Below are 20720 nucleotides of genomic sequence, written 5' to 3'. Positions count from 1 at the left end.
TTGTCAATTATATTATGGAGTTGTAAACAGGAAGTTTCAATTAAGAAAGGAAGATTTACTGCAGTCAATCCGGTTTCTTATACCGATGTGATTTATAAAGCAGACAGAGATACCGTTTTTGTTTCCCGTTTTGATGGTAAAATATATGAAGTAATTAAGGATGGGACAAAAAAACAACAAATAGCAGCCATAGATGATGAAATATATGCAATGGCTTATGATAAGCGGAAAAGCAGGCTATATGCGGCGACTTTAAATTCAGGAATAGTAGTTGTCAATACAAAAGATGGTAGTGTTGTAAAGCAGTTACATCTAAAAAATACCTGGGCAAAACAGCTTACTTATAATTCACATAACGGGATTTTAGCTACCTATGACTTTAAGGGCTCTCATTATGTGTGGAATACAAATGAAGATTTTAATGCCATTGAAACTCCAAAAGTATTACAAGGTACACGCCCCAGATACATAAGGGATAACGGAGATATCTTTTTTGATGGAAAACAGGGAGTTATAGTTTGGAACTATAAAACTAAAATCATAATACAAAAAAACAAAACATCCGGGCACCTAATAGATGTAGACGACCAGAATAATTATTTAATGCTCAGGGGGAAAGAATTCAGTTTTTTTGACACAAAGGCAGATAGTATAATGTATAGTCAGCAACATCCGGACTGGCCTATCTATGTTGCAGACAAGGACACTACAGTAAAGGTTCCGTTACATTTAGAAATCATTTCAGGAATTATCACTACCAATACTATTTATACCTGCGGTTTGGATAAGTCGCTACGCCAATGGGACAAAAAATCTGGTGAATTAATAAGTACCTACACAGTATTGAAAAACACCCCCAGCGCAATGGACATTGCTAAAGATAAACGACAGTTAGTTATTGTAGATTTAGGTGGAAATATTCAATTTAAGGAACTGTAAAGCTTATAAAGACAAGACTGTGTAATAGATGGCACATACATATCGGTAGTAATCATGGATACTAGCTTTAATGAAGTGTAAGATCTTTAAAATAAAGCAGTCTTTGAGAATAAAGATATTATCATAATAGAATCTTTCCAATTGTATCGCTACTACTGCTTTATTTTATTCTTGCTCAAAGGTTAGATGTTATTGAACAGGATTATGCACAAGCGTTAAAAATCGCTAAGAAAAAAAAATGATTTTTATACCACTTGGTGTGCTCCCTTTAAAAAGTTGGATAAACTTATCTTTCAAAATATTATGTCTAATAAATTTATTGTACTTCGCTATAATGCCGGAGAGGATAAAATGTATCATCTTTTCAAAAACATTATGTATCAAGCTATCCAACTGCCTTCCTGCTCAATCGTGATGGGTAAGCGGTTAATCGTAAATAAGGGTTTTCGGGAGATCATCTCTAGTTTAAGTACAAGTGTTTTTAAAGTTTGCAGAGGAAACAATAGTAGCACATTTACGAAATAGTATAATTAAAGGATATTCTAACAAAATTGATTTATCAACCTACACATTCATCGAGATTGTCCTATTATAGTACTGATAAACATTCCTTGGGTACGCGTTGAAATTTTATAAGCTTCAGTATGATTGTCTAACAGTGTTTAGTTATGTAGTAGTCGGTACTATTTCTACGATTACTATTGTTTATTCCGGCTCCATTTCTTTGGTTTCATATTGAAATGTCTTTCAAATAATCTTCCGAAATAGCTTAAATTACTAAACCCTAACTGATATCCGGTTTCTGATACCGATAAATGTTCTTCACGTAAAAGTCTTGCAGCCTCTTGCATACGTAAATGCTGATAATAGGAATACATGCCTTTACCAAATACTTGCATAAAGATTTTCCGGAGTTTAATTACATTCATACCGCTTAATTTCACTAACTCGTCCTGTATAAAGGGTTTGTTAATTGAAACTGCTATTCTGTCCCGGACACGATACACTGATTCAAGTTCATATTTTGAGAGGTACTGATGCGTAATATTTGCTCTGGTTGATAAATTTTTAAATAAATAAAATAGCAGCTCGAGCGATTTTAGTCTGTAATAGGCATCTGATAGCGTCTCTTGTGTTTTTGTAAGTGAAAACTCATTAACTACTTCTGCAATTTCCGGAGACATGAACTCCTCAATCCAAAGTGTTTTCTCATTATTAAAAAAATATTCGAATTTAGTATTGTCCTTTCCGATAAAGCTTTTTAAATAATCAAGACTTATAATTATGGTTACCTGCTGAATATTAATATTTTTTGGAAAGCAGACGTCACTTTCAACATGCAGCGGCATGATGCGAACGTGTGGTTGCATTTGTTGTAATATTTTTTTGTCCGATATAGACGTGTTTAATCGTGAATTGATGATATTTTGAAAAGAAATAGATATTCCATGTTCAAAAGCTGTAATAGGTTTTCTCCGGATGCAAAATGTTTGCTTTGCCACAACAGAGCGAACCATAACTAACATCTCGGGCATTAAATCTACAATTTTCAGCTCATTGAGATAGAGCATTTCCAATTCAGGTTGAGATGAATTAAGCGAAACTCCCAAACGCTCCGCCCAATAGTACATCTCATGTTTCTTTTTGACGTCACTCATTTTACAAGACTATTTATGTTTCATAATGGACTATTTTAGCATTAAAAGTATAAATAAATTTGCAATATCAATTTAAAAATATAGGAAATGAAAAAACACATTTTAATATCGGGAGCAGGTATTGCGGGCTTAACAGTAGCAAATTTTTTGGTAAAACAAGGACATAAGGTTACTGTAATTGACAGATCGCCTTCATTCACAAAAGCAGGGTTCCTTATTTCGCTTAAGAGTTTTGGTGTAAAAATAATGGACGAACTAGGGCTTACCAAAAAATTACAGGAAGAATCATCACCTTCTGAAACGGTTGATTTTGTAGAAACCAATGAAGAAATCATTCAGAGCATTGCTTATCATAAAATGAATGAGAATATAGAGCGTTCCGTTCTTATATCCCGCGGCGGTTTACATCACGTGTTATATGAGGCGATTAAAGAGGATATTAATACTTCTTTTAACACAACGATTTCACAATTGGAAGAACAATCAGATAAGACAAAAGTTACGCTGTCGAATGGAAGTACGATAGAAGTTGATTTAGTAATTATTTCGGAAGGATTACGCTCTGCCACTAGAGAAAAGTATTTTAGGGGTTGCCAATTAGAAGATTTCAATACGCTTTATGTTGGTGGAAAATTAAATCTATACCATACAAAGCAAGTCGGTATTTTTAAGATTTATATTGATGTTAACAAAATGTTGTCTATTTATCCCATAGCAGAGGATCAGATTGCTATTCAGTGTTATCTACGTAGCACCGAAGACTTAAGTACCATAAAAAATAATGCTCCGACTATTCTTAAGAATACTTTTGCGGATTATAATCCGGAAGTGAAGCAGTTATTGAATAATCTGTTGGATAATGGGTTGTTTTTTATGGATAAAATGGGTATGGTTAATGCGACACACCTTGTTAATGGCCGTATGGTTTTGTTGGGAGATGCCGGGTATTGTCCTACTGCTTTATCAGGAATGGGAGCATCACTGTCTATTTATGGTGCAAAGGCATTGGCACATTTTATTGCAAAACATCCTGATGATATCTTAACTGCCTGTGACTGCTACAATAGTTTGATGCAACCCATTATAGAAAAATTTCAGACCAATGCAAAGAATAATGCGGCATCTTTCCTGCCTAAGAGCGAAGCAGATTTGGATAAATTTGTAAACGGTTTCCGGGCAGCTGACCATAAAGCTGTTCAAAAAATAATGACAGACCCCATTGTTTTAACTAAAGATCAGGAAAACTTCCTATTGAACTAATTTAACTACAGGAGGTATTATTTGGCTTTGTCGCATCTACGGTTAACTTGTTATCTTTAGAGATTAAAAACTATCAAAAATGAATATCAAAGGCCATTGCCATCCGAAATCTATTATTGTGCAAGCGGTATATTTCAAACTTAGGTTTACATTAAGTTATCGTGATGTTGAAAGAGCAGGATGCGAACTTAATCGCTCAAACATGCGTCATTCCTGTAAACGTAAATACAGCAAATAAAATTACCACGATTTTGCCACAGATTATATAATGGTAGTAAAAGCTAATTATCCGACTATTCAAGAATACTAAATTCTATATATACAAAGGTATAAAATTATTCTTTATATAGAGATGTATAAAATATTGGAAAAGGTAACTCTATATTTGAAAACTTCGTTTAATTTCCGATGCAGAAATTAGCAAACATTGCTATTGCTGAATTTCATGTTAGTGAGGTACAATAGGGATACAGTTTTTATCTAAATATCGACAAACATCACAAACAAGACATTTGTTTGATTTTCAAGGATATACCGGCGAAGGGTTGCTGGTTAGACCACAAATGTAAAATATTTTTGAATGAAAAAGCGCAAATTTGCTAATTTTTGGTAGGTCTTAAAATCAATTAATTTAGTGAGGTACAAATTAATTTCTCGTAAAATTTTCAATGAATAAAAATTATCATATTAGTTGAAAGATTAATTTATAAATATAATTTTGAAGCGTAAAGTTGGACTGCACCCAAAAAGTTAGACAAATTTATAATTAAGTTTGATAATAATGAGCTCGATACTTTATCGGGCTCATTCCATTTAAATTCAGTTTTATTCGATCATTATTGTAATATGATATATAATCATTAATATCGTTTTTCAGCTCTTCTATTGACTTATAATCTTTAAGGTAGAATAATTCGGACTTCAAAGTTCCAAAGAAGTTCTCAATAATGGCATTATCAAGGCAATTTCCTTAAGTGTTTTATTGCTAGGTTTGTGTTCTCACGGGCTGTATGGGTGCTATGCATTTGACTATTTCTCCAATTTATTTGCTATATATTTTTGGATAAAGTATATTACTTTCTAAATGAAGCAACATTTGTAAGTCCTGTTCAAAGTCTTCGAGAAGGTAATATAGATAATTAATATCGAATGGTTTTTCCTGATGAATGTAATATTGATGGCATAAATAATTTATGTCAAGTAGTAACTGCTCTTTTTTTTCATGCTCATAGTTTGTTGAAGTAATATTTTCTTTTATCAACTTAATTGAAGCTTCAGTTATATTTGAATTATATGTATCTGAAAATTTGATAAAATGAGGGAATATAATTTTTTTAGTCATATCCATATGTTGCACTATTTCGGTTTTAATCGAGATAAAAAGTTCATGAACCATATTTAATTCCGGATGTGAATCGCCCCAAATTTTACATGTCTTTAAAAGTTGTTCTTTTACCAATGGTATTTTCCTTTTAATGGCTGAGTGACGAATTTTTATAATGTAATCTGTTAGTTGCTCAATGCTCCATAAATTAAAATTTTCAAATTCATTATTTTCAGTATTTAAAATCTCTTTAATTTTATTTTCAAGTTTAATTACAGCTATATTTTTGCTTTCACAAACTTCCTCTAAAGACATACCACCCCAACTCAAAAAATCTATATTATATCGCTTAAGCAGGCTGGCTATGCGATAATCATGGGTAACCAGATTTTTAATTTTTTCATTTAAGAATATTTCCATAAGGCTTGATTTTATTTATGCAATTGATTTGATTCGAAGTATCTTCATAAGAAAGAAGTAATACATGCACTCAAACCACTTATCATATTAAGCATTAGATGACTGAAATTATTTTTGACCATACTTTTGGAATTAAATTTAGCCTGCGGTTCGAGTGGGTTTAAAAAAAATGAATTGTAAAGCAGACTAAAGTCATAGTCAGTTTTAATATTAAGCATTTGTGCTTGTTCTGAGTATAAGTCAAAACGTTTCTCTAAAAAATCTTCAAGATTATCAACCTGATCTAATAATTCATGGTTTTCAAGATATAGGATTAATAATCTAAACATATCTTCTTTATGTATTGGCGAAGAATAATTATTGTTAGAAAGTGATGAATACAATAAAACGTTATTAAAGAATATGATTTCAAACCTGGATCTGAAGCTTATATATTCTTCTTTATCAAAAAGCTTCATTGCTTTAAAGGCATTACAAAAAACGTTTTCAGCATTGTAGTCACTCAAGAGCATTTTATGGTCATCGGTATTTACTTTTCCTAAAGGTTTATTATTAAGAATATAATACTGATGTTTTGTATTCAAATACGAAATTATCTCTCCATATATTTGTGTCTGATTCTCTGTGCTACAAAAAAACCATTCATAATCTTTAATGTGTTTTTTTGCAGTAATAAATTCAACCTCAATTGATATTATATTATTGGACTGCAGCAGGTATATATTTAAATCTCCTCTTTTACTGTATCGGGAAAGAATGATAAAGTCTCTTTCTTTGATATCTATCTTTATTTTGTTGTCACTTTCTAAAAAGAGTTTTAATAAAGTAGCGAATCGATAACTGAGTTGTGATGTCCTGATCCGGAAAAAGTAATAAAGAATTATGCTGATTACTACAATAGTTCCGATAATATAAGTAGGTTTCATAATCGTTCTATTTTACATATTTGACATTAAAATGGTGATGGCTGTTTTTTTGTTAATGTCAGTATGGTACGGTTTATATAAGGAAATAATCCAACAAATAATATTGTAACGACAATCATGAGCGCTATTATCTCATAATAATCTATAGCATAACGTATATAATTTTGAGCATTCACGGCAGTAACAGTAAGTTTATCTGCTGCTTTTTGAGCCATAGTATCACTCATTCCATGACTAATAAGCATAGTACTGTTTCTTTCTGAAATTTGCTGCGAAATTGGGTTGTTAGCGACGGTATGAGAAAGAAATGTATTAAAGTGTTTGCTCTTTGAAAACAGTTCAAAATAGTTCATTAACCCTAAACTTATATAGAACCCGGAGCATCGCATTAATAGGCACATTCCTGCAGATGTAACACTTAAACGTTCTGGTACAGATGCTACCATGAAAATGATTGAGGGGGTCATTAACAACCCAACACCTAATCCCTGAAGGAATAAGGGAATATAAAAGTTGTTCTCATTAGCTTGTGTGGTGTAGAGAAAAATCATCCAGCTGTAATAAATAAACAGTAATGAAAAACCATAAATCCAGAGTAAACGTATAGGACGCTGCTGGAGAACAAAAACGGCTGATAAAATCACCCCAACTACAATACCTGCAATGTTTATGAGAGTAATATACCCAACGTGTATTGGATCCAGTTTTAATACTGCCTGGAAATAGCCGGTGTTTATCATCATTGCAAACCGGCATATATAAAAAATTAAAATTATAGCTGCACCAAACCAAAAGTTCCTATACTTAAAAGCTTCCAGGTTAAAATATGGACGCTTTGTTTTCCATTGACGAAGGATAAAAAATAATACAAGTAAAACTATAGATACAACACTCCAAAAAATACGGGGATCCTCAAACCAGTAGTACTGCTGTCCGTACACCATTATATAACCAAAAAGGCATAAAGCAATGGCGTAGAGAAAAAAACTCGCCCAGTCAAGCTGATATAAAGGGAACTTTACATCGAGGCGCACATTGTTCATAAACAGGTATATAAACAAAAGGCTGGGCAGATATGAAAACATAGCACACTTGTAGAGAAAGTTAAAATTAAAGCTGTCAACAAGCTCAGCTGTAGCAAAATTGTTGAATGGAATCATGGCGACAAGCATTCCAAAAAATATAGAGTAACCAATTACCCGGGCCCTCGAGCTTCTCAATCTGGAGTAGATTAATGAAAGTGAAAGATTAACAGTCATGGTAAAAGCCATGCCCTGTATGAATCTCACAATAAATAAGATAGCTACTTCATCTGTACTGTAACAGATATAAGATGTAAGGATCTGAACTATCGTTATAATAATAAAATACTCTTTTGTGGCCAGGTAATTATAAAATCGTCGCTCAAGAGAAAAAAAGCTCACATATCCTGCATAAAATAAAGCAACAGCATACAAAACATCATAAGTTTCTATACCAGTATTTCCAGCTGCAGCTGCCACATTAGTCATTGGCAGAAAAAAAAGCACGAGGCTAGGTAACAATACTATAAATAGTACAATTTTTATTAGCCACTCCGGGACCCATTCTTTAAAAAGAAAGCTTTTAGGTAACATTATTGTTCTTTTGCAATTGAAACATTTACATTCATGCCGGCCTTAAGTAAGTCAACAGATTTTTTATTCCCAGTTACCCGTATCCTAACCGGTACACGCTGAACTATTTTTACATAATTTCCTGTTGAATTATCAGGAGGAAGTAAAGAGAAGCTTGATCCCGTTGCAGGAGACATTGATATTATAACACCTTTAAATACTTTATTCGGATATGCATCACTGGTAAATGTAGCAGTGTCACCTAATTTCATACAGCCAATTTGCGTTTCTTTATAATTGGCTACAACCCATTTATCTGTTTCGGCATTAACAATGTAGGCCAGAACCTGTCCGGCATCAATCATTTGCCCTTTCTCAATTGTTCTTCTTCCCATAACACCGTCATACGAGGCTGTAATTATTGTATAGGATACATCCAGTTTATGGCGGTCAAGAAGTGCCTCAAGTCTGGTTATTTCAGCCGAAATAACGGCAAGTTGAGCCTTAGCGTCAGATATTTCAGAAACTGATGTTAAATAATTTTCGTTTGCAGCTTTAAGTTCGGAAGAAGCCATTTTAAACGCAGCTTCTTTGGCTTCAAGCTGTTGTGCCGTAGCCGATTTTGTAGCTACCAGATTTTTATATCTTTTGTATTCAAGATCTTCTTTCCATAATGCCGCCTTTGCAACCTGTTCTTTAGAGCTATTCATTTCTGAAGCTCTTGTTAATGTAGTTATTTTACTTTCCCAAACTTTATACTTTGCTTTTGCATTTACTAAAGCAGCTTCTGTTTGTTTTTGTTGAATGACATACTCCCTGTTATCGATTAACACGATAGTATCTCCTTTTTTTACAGGTTCATTTTCCTCAAATTTAACTTCTGTAATAAACCCTCCGGCTCTTGATATTACCGGATTAATGTATTCCTGTACCTGTGCATCATTGGTTTTCTCATTTTTGTAAAGGTCTACAAGGGTAAAAACTCCCCAAATAAGAAGAATTAATGATATTATGCCTGCAATCCAGGCGGTAATTTTTGTTATTAGCCTGTCTGTAACGGTGTATTTATTATTCTTTTTCATTTTTATAGTGTTCCTGTAACATGTTGTAGTTGATAATACTGTATTTGTGCTGCTATTTTTGCCGATGCCAGATTAAACTGACTTTGTAGTAATTGAATATTTGCATCTAATAAATCGGTGATTAAGGCGCTCTGATGGAAGTAATTTTCACTTATAATTCGTGCATTTTCTTCAGATTGTTCCACATCATCTTTTGCAACATTTATTCTCACCAATGCTTCATTATAACGGGTGAATGCAGCGAAAACATCTTCCCGTATTTTATCTTCAACATGATGATGTTCAAGCTCTTCTCTTTCAAGATTGAGTTTTGCTACCCTTTCTTTAGGCTTATTTAGATACAGCTCAGAAAGCGGAAAAGATGCACGCACTCCAAAAACACCAAGAGTATAATTACTTGGGGAGTAGGGATAAAGAAATATTTGCGGATTGGCAAGATAAAACTCGCCATATAAACCTATTTTAGGCCTCACATTTGCTTTTACACTTTTAAGGGCAATACGGGATAATTCAGTTTTGCTGCTTGAGATATTATAGTCATAAGAGTTATGTTCGGCAATCTTAAGCCACTCTTCATAATCTGTTAATGAGATTAAAGCTGGATCCTTTAAAGAATCGGGTTGAATTAACTGGTGGTCAGGGAGACCAATAACAATGTTGAGCTTTTGATTTGTGATTGCTATATCATTATCGATTTTTACCAACATCATTTTTTGATTGGAAAGCTTTAACTTTACACGTAACACGTCACTTTCCAATACAACTCCGTTTTTACTAAGCGATACAATTTCGCTTAACTGTTCTTCCTGATTTGATATATCGTCTATTACCAGTTTTTTAAATATGTAACTTCTTTGTAAATCAAGATAATATGCAGCTGCCTGTAGCTTAATTTCAGAAATACTTAGATCCCGTTGTTCGTTAGCTAATTCAGCACCAATCTCCTTACTTTTAATTGCCAGATTGAGCTTATTACCATTATAAATATTAAAATAGTAACCTGCGCTCACTTTATAAAGAATGTGTATTACCTCATGCTGTGTAGGTTTGCTAAAAAGGCCATTTTCATAAACAGGAATATTGGTGGCATATTCATAATTTCCTTTAAGATCCATTTCAGGCAAACGTTCTATTTTTTTTTCTGCAATCTCCTCTTCACTTATTGCAGCCTCCATACGGCTAAGATCAATTTTTTTGCTATAATTGATTGCTTTGTTCCATGTATCTTCAATTGAAAGGTAAATTGGAGTGGTATACTGGAGTTCCTGCGAAAAAAGTGGTAATGAAATTAGAATAGGTAAAAATCGGAGTGTGATTTTTTTAATAAAGGCTATCATTATTTTTTAATTTGATAAGGCAAATTTAGATTCAAAATTAACAAGCTAACTTACTCAAACGAGCCTATAATTTGATGAATCCAGACAAGTTTTCGTAATGATTCATTTTTTGTTTTTTTAATTGCAATTGAATTATTCTCAGTGTTTCGTATATTTGTATCGTTAAATTTAGCGCCAATATGCTTTTTAGCTCTTTTATATTGGCATTATAATAATTTGCAATACTATGAGCCTTATTGCATCTTTGCCAGATATAGATAAGTCCTCAAAGGCAGTATTTGTCATGCATGAGAGGTCTGAAAAGTTTATCCCGATTCATAGTCATAAAAAAGGACAACTCTCTTACGTTGAAGGTGGCCTAGCTTACCTGGAAGTGGATAATAATAAATATGTAATTCCTGCCAGACATTATTTTTGGGTACCTTCCGGACTGGACCATATTTTAAAAGTAGGGCATTCAGGAACCATCTTAAGATCAATATTTTTTTATACTTACGATGATTTTAAGCATCCTTATTTTTCCCAGGTTGGTATATATCCCATAAATGAATTGCTCATGGAAATGATGAAATATACTGAAACATGGGATGGGCGTATTGAACCACAAGATGAAAGGTATTTGTTCCTGGCTGCTATTAAAGGTATTTTACCAAACATTAGCAATAAAAAATCGCCAATAGCACTTCCATTCACGGAAAACGAAAGAATAACACCAATACTTAATTATATTTCAGAAAACATTTCAGAAAATCACACCCTTGAAGGTTTAAGTGAATTGTTTGGGTTTAGTGAGAGAAGCCTTTCGCGGCTATTTCAAATGACGCTTAAAACTTCTTTTCTTCAGTACCTCAAATTATTACGAATGGTACATGCCATTGAGTTAATGCTTATGACAGATCTTTCTATTAGTGAAATTGCTTATAAAGTAGGATACGAGAGCCTTTCATCGTTTAGTAATACTTTTTGGCAATTGACACATATAAGGCCTTCAGACTTTAAAAGGAATCTTTTGAATTATAGATAAAGACAAAATAATATTAATTTTACTTAAAATGATTGTTTCAAACCCTAAAAGAACAGCTTTTCAAACTCTTTCTCAAGAGCATAAACAAGCACAGCTTCTATGTCAGAGAATTCGAGAGGGGATAAGGCTACAAATAGAACCAATTCGTATTATGCGTTATGCAGAATGGTACTTTTTAAATCATCTTGCTATGCATTTTGAATTTGAACAAAAGTATATTTTTCCTGTTTTAGGGAAAGATAATGTACAGGTTAAAAAAGCACTATCCACACAACGAAGGCTTACACGTTTATTCACTAACAATGCTTTGATCGATAAACGTTTAAGCGGAATCGAAGAAGATCTTGATTTTCTTGTGCGTTTTGAAGAAAAGAATCTTTTTGATGAAGTTAAAAACAAAATGACTGCTGCTCAACGTAAAGAACTTCAAGTGTTAGAACCAGAGCCTAATACCACAGAGTGGGATGATTGTTTTTGGTTGACTTAAAATGTTTTTCTAGTGTATTTATATGTTTGAAGCTTTTATTATTTAGAGCTTTAAACCTGTACTGTTGAAACTGATGGTTTCCAGAAGCAATTTCTCAGCATATATAATGCAAAGAGATGTACAAGTAGCATTTATAACGAAATTATTTAGTGGCTTTAGAAGCCATATAAAAATCATAAGTATAAACATTGTAGGGAAGGAGCAATTGTGCAAAATATTTTGACATAAAACAGCATAATGCAATGGGAATCAATAACTCTATTCCATCAGGTGCTAAATTGCAAACTAAAACAATTGTTGTAAATGGCGCAAATATAGATGCCGAAAGTGTTGCTGCTGCACCCGCTAAAACAAAATTAAACAAATCCAGGCTGGTACCCAGATAAGTATTGCTACAATAAGCAAATAGCAAGCCCAGGAAAGCTCCTGCAACAATGCTTGGTGCAAAAACGCCCCCATCGCCTCCGGCACCCAAGGTAAGAGAAGCTGCCAAGGGCTTTAGGATTACAAGAAATACTAAAAATCCTAAACCAATTACCAGCTCTTTGCTTTGTATAGTGTCACTAACTATATGCTTCAATCCATGATAACTATCGCCATATAAAACAGGAAAGAAAAAAATTAGTATTCCTACAGCCAATGCTCCCAAATTTACCCGAACAAAATTGTTTTGTATTTGCGAAAATTGTTGTTTTATTTTTATTACAATAAATGTAAAGTAAACCGAAAGTGAGCCACCAATTAAGCTCAGGAATAAATAGAAAGGAATAGCCTTCCATGCCCAGTCATTTACGGTAAATGAAAAGAAGTCTGGCGAAATAAAATAATGAAGCCATCCCCACGAAATAGCCGCCGCTATTAAACAGCTCCAAACAAGTGCAGCGCTTATTTTTCGGGCAATTACTTCGAGAGCAAATAGTAACCCGGCCAAGGGGCTTGCAAATAATATAGCTACACCGGCAGTAACGCCTGCACAAATAAATTCTGTTTTATATTTCTTGGGGCCCTCGTTTTTTTTAAAAACGGTGTTTCCAACAGCGGCGGTTGCTACAACTGTAGAAACTTCAATGCCTGTAGACCCCCCAAATATTACGGTTAAAAAACCATTTATATAGTGTGATGGCGTTTTAAAAAATGGGAGATGATCTTTACGATCGCCCAAACTTTTGTAAATCTCTGTTATACCTTTGTTTTTCCTGTTTTTAAAAATGTGTTTTCTTAAAAAGTAAATGGCGGTAATGCCAATAGTGGGTAAAAAAATATACAGCACAATGCTCACATTGCCAGCATTATGAAAAATTAACTCCTGAAAATGTTTTGTTAGGGTTTTTAAGAGCTGAGTTAATAAAACACACACTATACTAATAACTATTACACTGGTAGTTAAAGTTAAATAGCTACGAATAATTATATTCTTTTTTGACATTTTTCTAATAAAATTTCAGCAAAGCAAATTTTTATATTATTGATGTTATTCTATTTATTTTCCTCGGAAAAACGAAAATAGTATGCCCTATGTTTTGGCATAGGGCATAATTTAAGTTCTTTACTAATTTAATTGTAAAGATGCCGGGCCAAACTCTTCAAAGTAAATCTGTTGTTTAGTAATGCCATTCTCAACAAGAAAATTATAATGTTTGCTAATGAACGGCGCCGGACCACAAATATAAAAATCAGCGTTTGGTAGTAGCACATCATCCTTTATAAGAGATAGATCAACCCATCCCTGATATGTATTTGCTACCATTTGGTCTTTACTATCATAAAAAATATGTTTTTTTAAAGAGATTGAATACTCTTGTAGTTCTTGCAGTCGATCTTTGAATGCATGTACTGTAGTACCTTTACAGCCATGTATCCAGGTTATCGGTAAACTGTCGGTATTGTTTTTAGCAATTAATTCCTCGAGCATTGCCATCAACGGTGTTTGCCCTACACCACCACTTATAAAGACTTTAGGATTGCTCTTTTGAGCATCTAACACAAAAGTACCAGCAGGAGCTGATAGGTCTATAACATTACCTTCTTCAATGTGTTGGTGTAAACGGTTACTAATCATTCCATCAGGGTGTTCACTTCCTGTCTCGCGTTTTACCGAGATACGATAGTACTGACCATTTGGAGCGCAGGAAAGACTATATTGTCTCGGCTGTAACAAATTCAATTCGGGTAAAAAAAGTCGTACACTAATGTATTGGCCCGGTATATAATCTGCTATAGGTCCACCATCGGAAGGATAAAGGTAAAAAGATGTGATTTCTTCCGATTCTTTGACTTTCTGTTTTACTACAAATGGTCTCCAACCGGCCCAACCACCTTTTTTTTCTGTTTGTTGTTGGTAAATACTTTGTTCATGTCCAGTCATTAAACCTGCTAGTTGCTCGTAAGCGATTGTCCAGGCCTCTAACAGCTCATTACTCGCAGAATCACCCAGTACTTCTTTAATAGAGGCGATTAAATGTTTGCCAACAATTGCATAGTGCTCAGGGCGTATATCTAAGCTGGTATGTTTATGCCCTATGCTGTTAACAACAGGTAATAGTACGCTTGGATCTTCAATGTGTTCTGCATAGGCCAAAACAGCCATAGCCAAGGCTGTTTGTTGTTTTTTATTTTGCTGATTGCCCATGTTAAACATGTGTTTCAACTCGGGGTTATGTTCAAACATTCTTTTGTAAAAATGCGTAGTTAATAAAACACCATGCTCTTTTAGTATCGGAACAGTTGCTTTTACCAGGTTTTTTTGATTCTCTGTCATTATTTATTTGAATTTAAATAAAGGACAAAAACATCCTTTATTTTGTTAAAAAAAATGTTACTTGTTTAATGTTACTTGTCCTTTAATCAGTTCTATGTTGAATTTTCCTATTGTTGTTTGGTATAACATATGGGTAATCTGATTACGTACTTTTTTAAAATCCTCATGTAATGGGCAAGGATTTGACTCAGAACAGTAAGTTAGCCCCATTCCACAGCCTTTAAAAATATCATCTCCTTCAATAGCTGTAACAATATCAGCTAATGGACGGCTCAGATCTTTGCCATCAAAATAAAAACCTCCATTAGGCCCTTTAGCAGAACTAATAAGTCCTTCTTTACTTAGTTTCTGTAAAATTTTGGCTAAAAATGGTTCCGGTGAATTGATATTTTCTGCGATTTCTTTTATACCTGATTTATGCCCTTCATAAGACCTTTGTGCGATGTAAAACACCGCTCTCATTGCATATTCACAAGTTTTTGAAAAAACGCCCATTTACTTATCTTATACCTTTAACCTGCTTTATTAATAGATAGCCTTAGAATACTATCTACTGTCGCTTTCAGTTCGTGTAATATATTTGTATCTACACTAATCAACATTCCTTTAGGAAGTATGAATACTTCTTCATTTATTTTGAATTCAATTTCTCCTTCAATAACGTTTACAACTATTGGATGAGCTGCTTTATGTTCTTTCATTATTTGCCCGGATTTAAATGTAATCCGTATTTCCTCTATTGAATTTGTGTTTAGCAGCACTTTTAACTTCGGCGCTGTTTCACCATAAGATAGATCTTCATAAATAGATATCTTTTCCATAGTAAAAAAATTAAAGAAATAATAGGACAAAGATATGTAAATAAAAGATATCAAAATCTTTTATTTTGCGATTTATGTCTCCTTTGTACAAAGACTATTTTAAAAAGAGTATTTTGTCTTTGATATTTCTATGGACAATATCTTTTAAGACTTGAATTGGATTTTGCGCATGCTTAACACAACGACAATTGGGCTGTATAAAATACCTGTAGTATTTAATCTTTATATTTCCAACCTCTCTTCACAGGAATGATATTTTTTTTCGCCAGGGATACGCTTTTGTTACATTCAGCTTATCAAGGCTTATTGCTATTCCTTGATTTAAAATGTATTAAGGTGTTTTTTAAAGAAAAAATGTTATTTTTATGAAAACACTTGTACAGCGATTCAATGTTGATTTTGAAAACAGATGGTGGAATAAACAACTTAAACTTATTCCAAGTTTTACTATTTTTGATAATGAAGTATTAACCTAAACGGTCAACTCTATTTAGGGATGTACAGATGTCAACATAAATAAAAGAAGTTTTTATATCAAAATAAGTACTCTCTGAATTTTTTTACGAATTTAACCAATATTCATATGACTCAGGAAAGAAAACTTTGGATTACATTTATTTTAATTACAACTATTTCATTGGCATTCTTAGGGTATTTTGGACATGAAATTTATCAAAAATCACCTCCTATGCCAGAGCGGATAATTACCACAACTGGTAAAGTGATTTTTGAAGGAAGAGATATAAAAGATGGGCAGAATGTATGGCAAAGCATCGGCGGCCAGGAGGTTGGATCGATTTGGGGTCATGGTGCGTACCTTGCGCCAGACTGGACTGCAGATTGGCTACATCGTGAAGGTATTTATATCTTAGACTACTGGTCAAAGTCAGAATACGGAACGGCATTCAAAACTTTGAAAAGTGAAAGGCAGGCTGGTTTAGAGAGGAGGCTTCAATTAGAGCTTCGTAAGAATACTTATAATCCTGAAACAGGCGAAATAATAATTACACCAGTTCGGGCAGAAGCTATTGAATATCTGAATAGCTATTATGAGGGACTTTTTATGGATAATCCGGAGCTAAATGAGTTGCGAAATAATTATGCCATTCCCAAAAATGCGATAAAAGATACTAAAAGAATGCGTCAAATGACGGGCTTTTTCTTTTGGGCAACATGGGCATGTACAACAGAGCGACCAGAAAGTAATATTACTTATACACATAATTGGCCTAGTGAGCCGTTAGTAGGGAATAAGCCATCGGGAGACATATTGGTCTGGACAGGTGTCAGTATTATACTATTACTGATTGGAGTTGCAGTTATGGTATTTTATCATGCGCGTTTACGTGAAGAAGATGAACCGGAAATGCCTGCTGTTGATCCATTAATGCGTCAGACAATTACACCGTCCATGCTGGCAGTTAAAAAATATTTATGGGTTATTAGCATACTGATAATAATCCAGATTACGGCAGGTGTAGTCACTGCACATTATGGTGTTGAAGGAGATGCCTTTTATGGATTTAATCTTGCAGATACATTACCTTATGTAATATCGCGTACCTGGCATGTACAGCTTGGAATTTTATGGATTGCAACTGCATGGCTAGCCACAGGTCTTTATATTGCACCGTCTGTTGCTGGAAAAGATCCAAAATTTCAACGTTTTGGTGTTAATATTCTTTTTATCTGTCTGTTAGTTATTGTTTTAGGTTCTATGGCTGGACAATGGCTGGGCGTAATGCAAAAACTGGGACTTGAAACCAACTTTTGGTTTGGTCATCAGGGATATGAATATGTTGACTTAGGAAGGTTCTGGCAAATTTTTCTAACCGTAGGATTGTTCCTATGGCTTGCATTAATGTTCCGTCCGTTAATTCCTGTGATACGGAACAAGACTGCAGAGAAAGGCCTGCTAACAATGTTTCTTGTTGCATCTACAGCTATTGCAATTTTCTATACAGCAGGATTAATGTGGGGCCGACAAACCAATCTTGCCATAGCGGAGTACTGGCGTTGGTGGGTTGTTCACCTATGGGTTGAAGGATTTTTTGAAGTATTTGCAACCGTAGTTTCAGCATTTCTGTTTGTGAGATTGGGATTGCTTCGAACAAAAACAGCAACGCTAAATGTATTACTTTCAACTGTTATTTTCTTGTCAGGAGGTATTTTAGGAACATTCCATCATTTATATTTCAGCGGGACACCCACGGCAGTTATGGCAATTGGAGCAACATTTAGTGCCCTTGAAGTAGTGCCCTTGGTACTCATAGGATATGAAGCATATGAAAATTATCGTGCAAGCAGAAAAACGCAATGGCTTAAAGATTATAAATGGCCTATATATTGTCTTGTTGCTGTTGCTTTCTGGAATTTCTTTGGTGCCGGTATTCTGGGTTTTATTATAAATCCGCCGGTTGCACTGTATTATATTCAGGGATTGAATACAACCTCTGCCCATGCCCATGGTGCACTCTTTGGTGTATATGGAATGCTAGGGATTGGATTAATGTTATTTATACTTAGAAGTCTATACCGAGGTCAAAAATGGAATGATAAGCTTATAGGTTTTTCATTTTGGTCAATCAACATCGGTTTAATGCTAATGCTGGTATTAAGTTTACTCCCAATGGGAGTCCTACAATCTATCGCTAGTGCTGAGAAAGGACTATGGTATGCCCGATCTGCAGAATTTCTAAAAGGGCCAGGTATGGATCAAATTAAGTGGTTTCGTATCATAGGTGATACTGTCTTTGCTGTAGGACTTGGTACTTTTGCCTGGTTTGTATTTACTGTTGGTTTCAAAAAACCAAATACTAATTCTGAAAATAAAGATATTTAAAACAACAGACCTTTTAGGGTAGAGTAATTCTGTCCCATTAATGAAATTTTTTTCCTTAGAATTTAATAAAAGTAGATTACTATTCTAAAGTGATTATTCTTCAAACCCTATAAATTGTATTTACTTATTTTTAATAGATAAAACTCTCAACAATGTTGAGAGTTTTATTTAAAATAGTTAATTAACATTTTTTAATAAGAAAATACATCATTTCCCGATACAGAAATTAGCAAGTCTTTATGTTGCTAAATTTCAGAGTGGTGAGGTACAATACGGATACAGTTTTTATCCAAATATCGACAAATATCACAAACAAACCATTTGTTTGACTTTCAAAGACATACCAGCGAAGGGCTGCTGGTTAGAACACAAATGTAAATATTTTTGATTGAAAAAGAGCTAATTTGCTAATTTTTGGCAGGTCTTAAAATCAATTAATTTAGTGAGGTACAAATTAATTACCTTATGGAAAACAAAATTAGTCATAGACTATGGATGATTTTAATTTTGATGACGTGGCACAGTTGGCAATCAAAACAGCCAGCCTATAGAATCTGTTTTTGGATTCTTTTGTCAATAAGTTCAGTTGATTCCTTTGAAACACCTGCATCTTTGGCAAAAAATTTCCATTGCGATACAGCATCAGCTACCTGCTCCACAATTGGTGCTGCGTTTCTCATGCCGAACTCGGAGGCCAATTCCCTTAAGTGCCTTCTTGTTGGATTGGCACTCTCATTGGCTATAGCGGTACTGTGCATGCCGTGGGAGGAATTGGAGTAGGTTAGGTCATAAGCCGGTGCAAGCTGCCAGTTCCCTTTGGAATCCATCAGATAGGAGATGTTCTTGCTATGGTCATCACGGTTATGTGAAAACACGTTAAATGCTGCTATACGCAGCACCTTTTCAAGTCCGGATACATTGCGTTCCAACCTGAATGCGGCATCCATAAGATTGCCGTAATCCATGTTGCTGTACCTGAAGTTGTCGTTGAGCATGGCGGCAGCGGAATGCAGATGAAATCTTCCGTCGCCCTCGCGGTCAAATCTTTTCGTGCCGAAAAACTTATGGTCTGATGCGGAGCTGAATAGCCTGCAGTCGGCCATCGAAATTCCGGCAGCCACTGCCATTTTATGGTAGGCATATTCTATTTGCGCAATATCCTGCCGGTCATTCGAGGAAGGAAACTTTATGAGCCAATGCTCGTAGGATTCTGGCAAAGTGTCCACGCCGTGGATCAAATGGTCTGTTTTGGGATTGTATCCGACAAGTATTTTAGGACGTGCACCTCCCGATGATCCTCCCATTTCGTACAGTTCGTCAATAATCGATGAGCTTGATCCCTGCAATACAGCATTCATCTCTTTGGATATGGCATCCAGTTCGACCTGCATTATTTCCTGTGCTGAAGTTTCGATCTGGGGGCGGTAGGTCAATGCGCCCATGCCTTTCAAGCCCACGTAAGCCAGGCGTTGTAATGCGGTTACATCCTGTAGGAGCATGCCTTTCGCTGTCAGGGTCCTGTCCAAAAGCAAACGCCCCCAGCCATCAGGCAGGGAGTCATAAAAAACGCCGAATAGGCCTTCAAAGGGCTGTGCGGGAGCTTCGAAAATTTTATCACCCAATGGCAGGTGGAAAGGCGATATTTCAATACCGGACTGTATAAAACCGGTATAGTATTTAAAGAAAATGCTCCTTCCTTGTTGTATCAGTTCACCTACCTGAAGCTCTTCATTCCCAAAATCGATGGAAACGGTAATCTTTTGGATCGGTACCATTTTTTATCGTGTCTTATTGCTGAATAATTTTTCCACTCTTTCCAGGCTTTCGTCAATCTGAAATACCGGGGTAAAATCCTCAAGGCGATTAAAAAAATAAGCTAATTTCAAAAGCGACTCCAGCGAGATTTGCCCTGATGTTTCAAAACGTTTCAGGCTACCGAAAGACACGCCCGAACGTTTCGATAGTTCAAGTTGTGAAATACCGTTTTTTTTACGTAATTGTTGTGCCTTTGCAGCAAGTTCCTTCATTACGGTCGCAGGTGTTTTTGTAACGCTGTATTTTGACATAAATGGATAAAATATTATACAAATATAGTGAAAATATGTAATAATAGATAATATATTATATATAATCAAGTTTTGTGATAGGATTATAATAACAATCAGTTTGAATTTAACACGACCGTAGCGATAAGCGAAAAAGACCGGAAGTTTCGGACTTCAGATACGTGTACTATCACTTAACCAG

At 34.6% G+C, this 20720-nt stretch carries 17 protein-coding genes and 1 pseudogene; 5 read left to right on the top strand and 13 right to left on the bottom strand.

Annotated features, from left to right (window positions below):
• Positions 1–939, top strand: a complete 939-nt coding sequence (locus GN157_RS13315) for a WD40 repeat domain-containing protein (RefSeq protein ID WP_157484010.1) — start codon at positions 1–3, stop codon at positions 937–939.
• Positions 940–1637: 698 nt separating this feature from the next.
• Here the strand turns inward: GN157_RS13315 and GN157_RS13310 are convergent.
• Entirely contained in the window at positions 1638–2597 is a 960-nt protein-coding gene (locus GN157_RS13310; RefSeq protein WP_157484009.1) for an AraC family transcriptional regulator, read from the bottom strand.
• An 87-nt stretch (positions 2598–2684) separates the two neighbouring features.
• On the opposite strand from GN157_RS13310, the gene GN157_RS13305 reads away from it, so the two are divergent.
• Positions 2685–3857 (top strand): FAD-dependent monooxygenase, encoded by a 1173-nt coding sequence (locus GN157_RS13305; protein ID WP_157484008.1) that lies wholly within the window; start codon positions 2685–2687, stop codon positions 3855–3857.
• A gap of 766 nt (positions 3858–4623) precedes the next feature.
• Here the strand turns inward: GN157_RS13305 and GN157_RS13300 are convergent.
• The 6 genes and pseudogenes from GN157_RS13300 to GN157_RS13275 all read right to left on the bottom strand — a co-directional run.
• Positions 4624–4827, bottom strand: a pseudogene (locus GN157_RS13300) (IS3 family transposase); the annotation flags it as partial.
• A gap of 72 nt (positions 4828–4899) precedes the next feature.
• Complete coding sequence (locus tag GN157_RS13295) at positions 4900–5601, bottom strand: hypothetical protein (protein WP_157484006.1); 702 nt, start codon at positions 5599–5601, stop codon at positions 4900–4902.
• 44 nt (positions 5602–5645) lie between these two features.
• Positions 5646–6527, bottom strand: coding sequence for a hypothetical protein (locus GN157_RS13290; RefSeq protein WP_157484005.1), 882 nt, complete (start codon positions 6525–6527; stop codon positions 5646–5648).
• Between the two features lie 26 nt (positions 6528–6553).
• On the bottom strand, positions 6554–8056 hold the full coding sequence (locus GN157_RS13285) for an efflux MFS transporter permease (protein ID WP_157484004.1): 1503 nt from the start codon (positions 8054–8056) through the stop codon (positions 6554–6556).
• 86 nt (positions 8057–8142) lie between these two features.
• Positions 8143–9204 (bottom strand): HlyD family secretion protein, encoded by a 1062-nt coding sequence (locus GN157_RS13280; protein ID WP_157484003.1) that lies wholly within the window; start codon positions 9202–9204, stop codon positions 8143–8145.
• A gap of 2 nt (positions 9205–9206) precedes the next feature.
• On the bottom strand, positions 9207–10541 hold the full coding sequence (locus GN157_RS13275) for a TolC family protein (RefSeq protein ID WP_157484002.1): 1335 nt from the start codon (positions 10539–10541) through the stop codon (positions 9207–9209).
• Between the two features lie 283 nt (positions 10542–10824).
• Here GN157_RS13275 and GN157_RS13270 point away from each other — a divergent pair, with 283 nt between their 5' ends.
• Positions 10825–11565 carry a helix-turn-helix transcriptional regulator gene (locus tag GN157_RS13270; RefSeq protein ID WP_231749139.1) on the top strand — a complete coding sequence of 247 codons (741 nt, stop codon included), beginning with the start codon at positions 10825–10827 and terminating at the stop codon, positions 11563–11565.
• Between the two features lie 28 nt (positions 11566–11593).
• On the top strand, positions 11594–12052 hold the full coding sequence (locus GN157_RS13265; protein ID WP_157484000.1) for a hemerythrin domain-containing protein: 459 nt from the start codon (positions 11594–11596) through the stop codon (positions 12050–12052).
• A gap of 142 nt (positions 12053–12194) precedes the next feature.
• On the opposite strand, the gene GN157_RS13260 is transcribed toward GN157_RS13265, so the two are convergent.
• The 4 genes from GN157_RS13260 to GN157_RS13245 all read right to left on the bottom strand — a co-directional run bounded on the left by GN157_RS13260 (position 12195) and on the right by GN157_RS13245 (position 15631).
• Positions 12195–13478: a chloride channel protein gene (locus tag GN157_RS13260; RefSeq protein WP_157483999.1), complete on the bottom strand. Its 1284-nt coding sequence runs from the start codon at positions 13476–13478 to the stop codon at positions 12195–12197.
• A gap of 123 nt (positions 13479–13601) precedes the next feature.
• A complete protein-coding gene (hmpA, locus tag GN157_RS13255) occupies positions 13602–14810 on the bottom strand; it encodes an NO-inducible flavohemoprotein (RefSeq protein ID WP_157483998.1) in 1209 nt (402 codons plus the stop codon).
• A 57-nt stretch (positions 14811–14867) separates the two neighbouring features.
• A complete protein-coding gene (locus GN157_RS13250; RefSeq protein ID WP_157483997.1) occupies positions 14868–15305 on the bottom strand; it encodes an RrF2 family transcriptional regulator in 438 nt (145 codons plus the stop codon).
• Between the two features lie 17 nt (positions 15306–15322).
• Positions 15323–15631 (bottom strand): cupin domain-containing protein, encoded by a 309-nt coding sequence (locus tag GN157_RS13245; protein WP_157483996.1) that lies wholly within the window; start codon positions 15629–15631, stop codon positions 15323–15325.
• A 583-nt stretch (positions 15632–16214) separates the two neighbouring features.
• Here GN157_RS13245 and GN157_RS13240 point away from each other — a divergent pair.
• Positions 16215–18473: a nitric-oxide reductase large subunit gene (locus GN157_RS13240; protein ID WP_157483995.1), complete on the top strand. Its 2259-nt coding sequence runs from the start codon at positions 16215–16217 to the stop codon at positions 18471–18473.
• A gap of 545 nt (positions 18474–19018) precedes the next feature.
• Here the strand turns inward: GN157_RS13240 and GN157_RS13235 are convergent.
• Both GN157_RS13235 and GN157_RS13230 read right to left on the bottom strand, forming a co-directional pair.
• The gene (locus tag GN157_RS13235; RefSeq protein WP_157483994.1) at positions 19019–20248 is read right to left on the bottom strand and encodes a type II toxin-antitoxin system HipA family toxin; all 1230 of its coding nucleotides are present in this window, start codon (positions 20246–20248) and stop codon (positions 19019–19021) included.
• A gap of 3 nt (positions 20249–20251) precedes the next feature.
• A complete protein-coding gene (locus GN157_RS13230) occupies positions 20252–20539 on the bottom strand; it encodes a helix-turn-helix domain-containing protein (protein ID WP_129749650.1) in 288 nt (95 codons plus the stop codon).
• Positions 20540–20720: the final 181 nt, after the last annotated feature.

The sequence above is a fragment of the Flavobacterium rakeshii genome, from assembly GCF_009741375.1.
Lineage (GTDB): Bacteria > Bacteroidota > Bacteroidia > Flavobacteriales > Flavobacteriaceae > Flavobacterium > Flavobacterium rakeshii.
This window is presented reverse-complemented; position numbering and strand designations above follow the sequence as displayed.

Bases quoted from the DNA above. Each gene is read 5' to 3' on its own strand.
- GN157_RS13310 (WP_157484009.1), bottom strand. From the start codon at position 2,597: ATGAGTGACGTCAAAAAGAAACATGAGATGTACTATTGGGCGGAGCGT.
- GN157_RS13305 (WP_157484008.1), top strand. From the start codon at position 2,685: ATGAAAAAACACATTTTAATATCGGGAGCAGGTATTGCGGGCTTAACA.
- GN157_RS13295 (WP_157484006.1), bottom strand. From the start codon at position 5,601: ATGGAAATATTCTTAAATGAAAAAATTAAAAATCTGGTTACCCATGAT.
- GN157_RS13290 (WP_157484005.1), bottom strand. From the start codon at position 6,527: ATGAAACCTACTTATATTATCGGAACTATTGTAGTAATCAGCATAATT.
- GN157_RS13280 (WP_157484003.1), bottom strand. From the start codon at position 9,204: ATGAAAAAGAATAATAAATACACCGTTACAGACAGGCTAATAACAAAA.
- GN157_RS13275 (WP_157484002.1), bottom strand. From the start codon at position 10,541: ATGATAGCCTTTATTAAAAAAATCACACTCCGATTTTTACCTATTCTA.
- GN157_RS13270 (WP_231749139.1), top strand. From the start codon at position 10,825: ATGCATGAGAGGTCTGAAAAGTTTATCCCGATTCATAGTCATAAAAAA.
- GN157_RS13265 (WP_157484000.1), top strand. From the start codon at position 11,594: ATGATTGTTTCAAACCCTAAAAGAACAGCTTTTCAAACTCTTTCTCAA.
- GN157_RS13260 (WP_157483999.1), bottom strand. From the start codon at position 13,478: ATGTCAAAAAAGAATATAATTATTCGTAGCTATTTAACTTTAACTACC.
- hmpA (WP_157483998.1), bottom strand. From the start codon at position 14,810: ATGACAGAGAATCAAAAAAACCTGGTAAAAGCAACTGTTCCGATACTA.
- GN157_RS13250 (WP_157483997.1), bottom strand. From the start codon at position 15,305: ATGGGCGTTTTTTCAAAAACTTGTGAATATGCAATGAGAGCGGTGTTT.
- GN157_RS13245 (WP_157483996.1), bottom strand. From the start codon at position 15,631: ATGGAAAAGATATCTATTTATGAAGATCTATCTTATGGTGAAACAGCG.
- GN157_RS13240 (WP_157483995.1), top strand. From the start codon at position 16,215: ATGACTCAGGAAAGAAAACTTTGGATTACATTTATTTTAATTACAACT.
- GN157_RS13235 (WP_157483994.1), bottom strand. From the start codon at position 20,248: ATGGTACCGATCCAAAAGATTACCGTTTCCATCGATTTTGGGAATGAA.
- GN157_RS13230 (WP_129749650.1), bottom strand. From the start codon at position 20,539: ATGTCAAAATACAGCGTTACAAAAACACCTGCGACCGTAATGAAGGAA.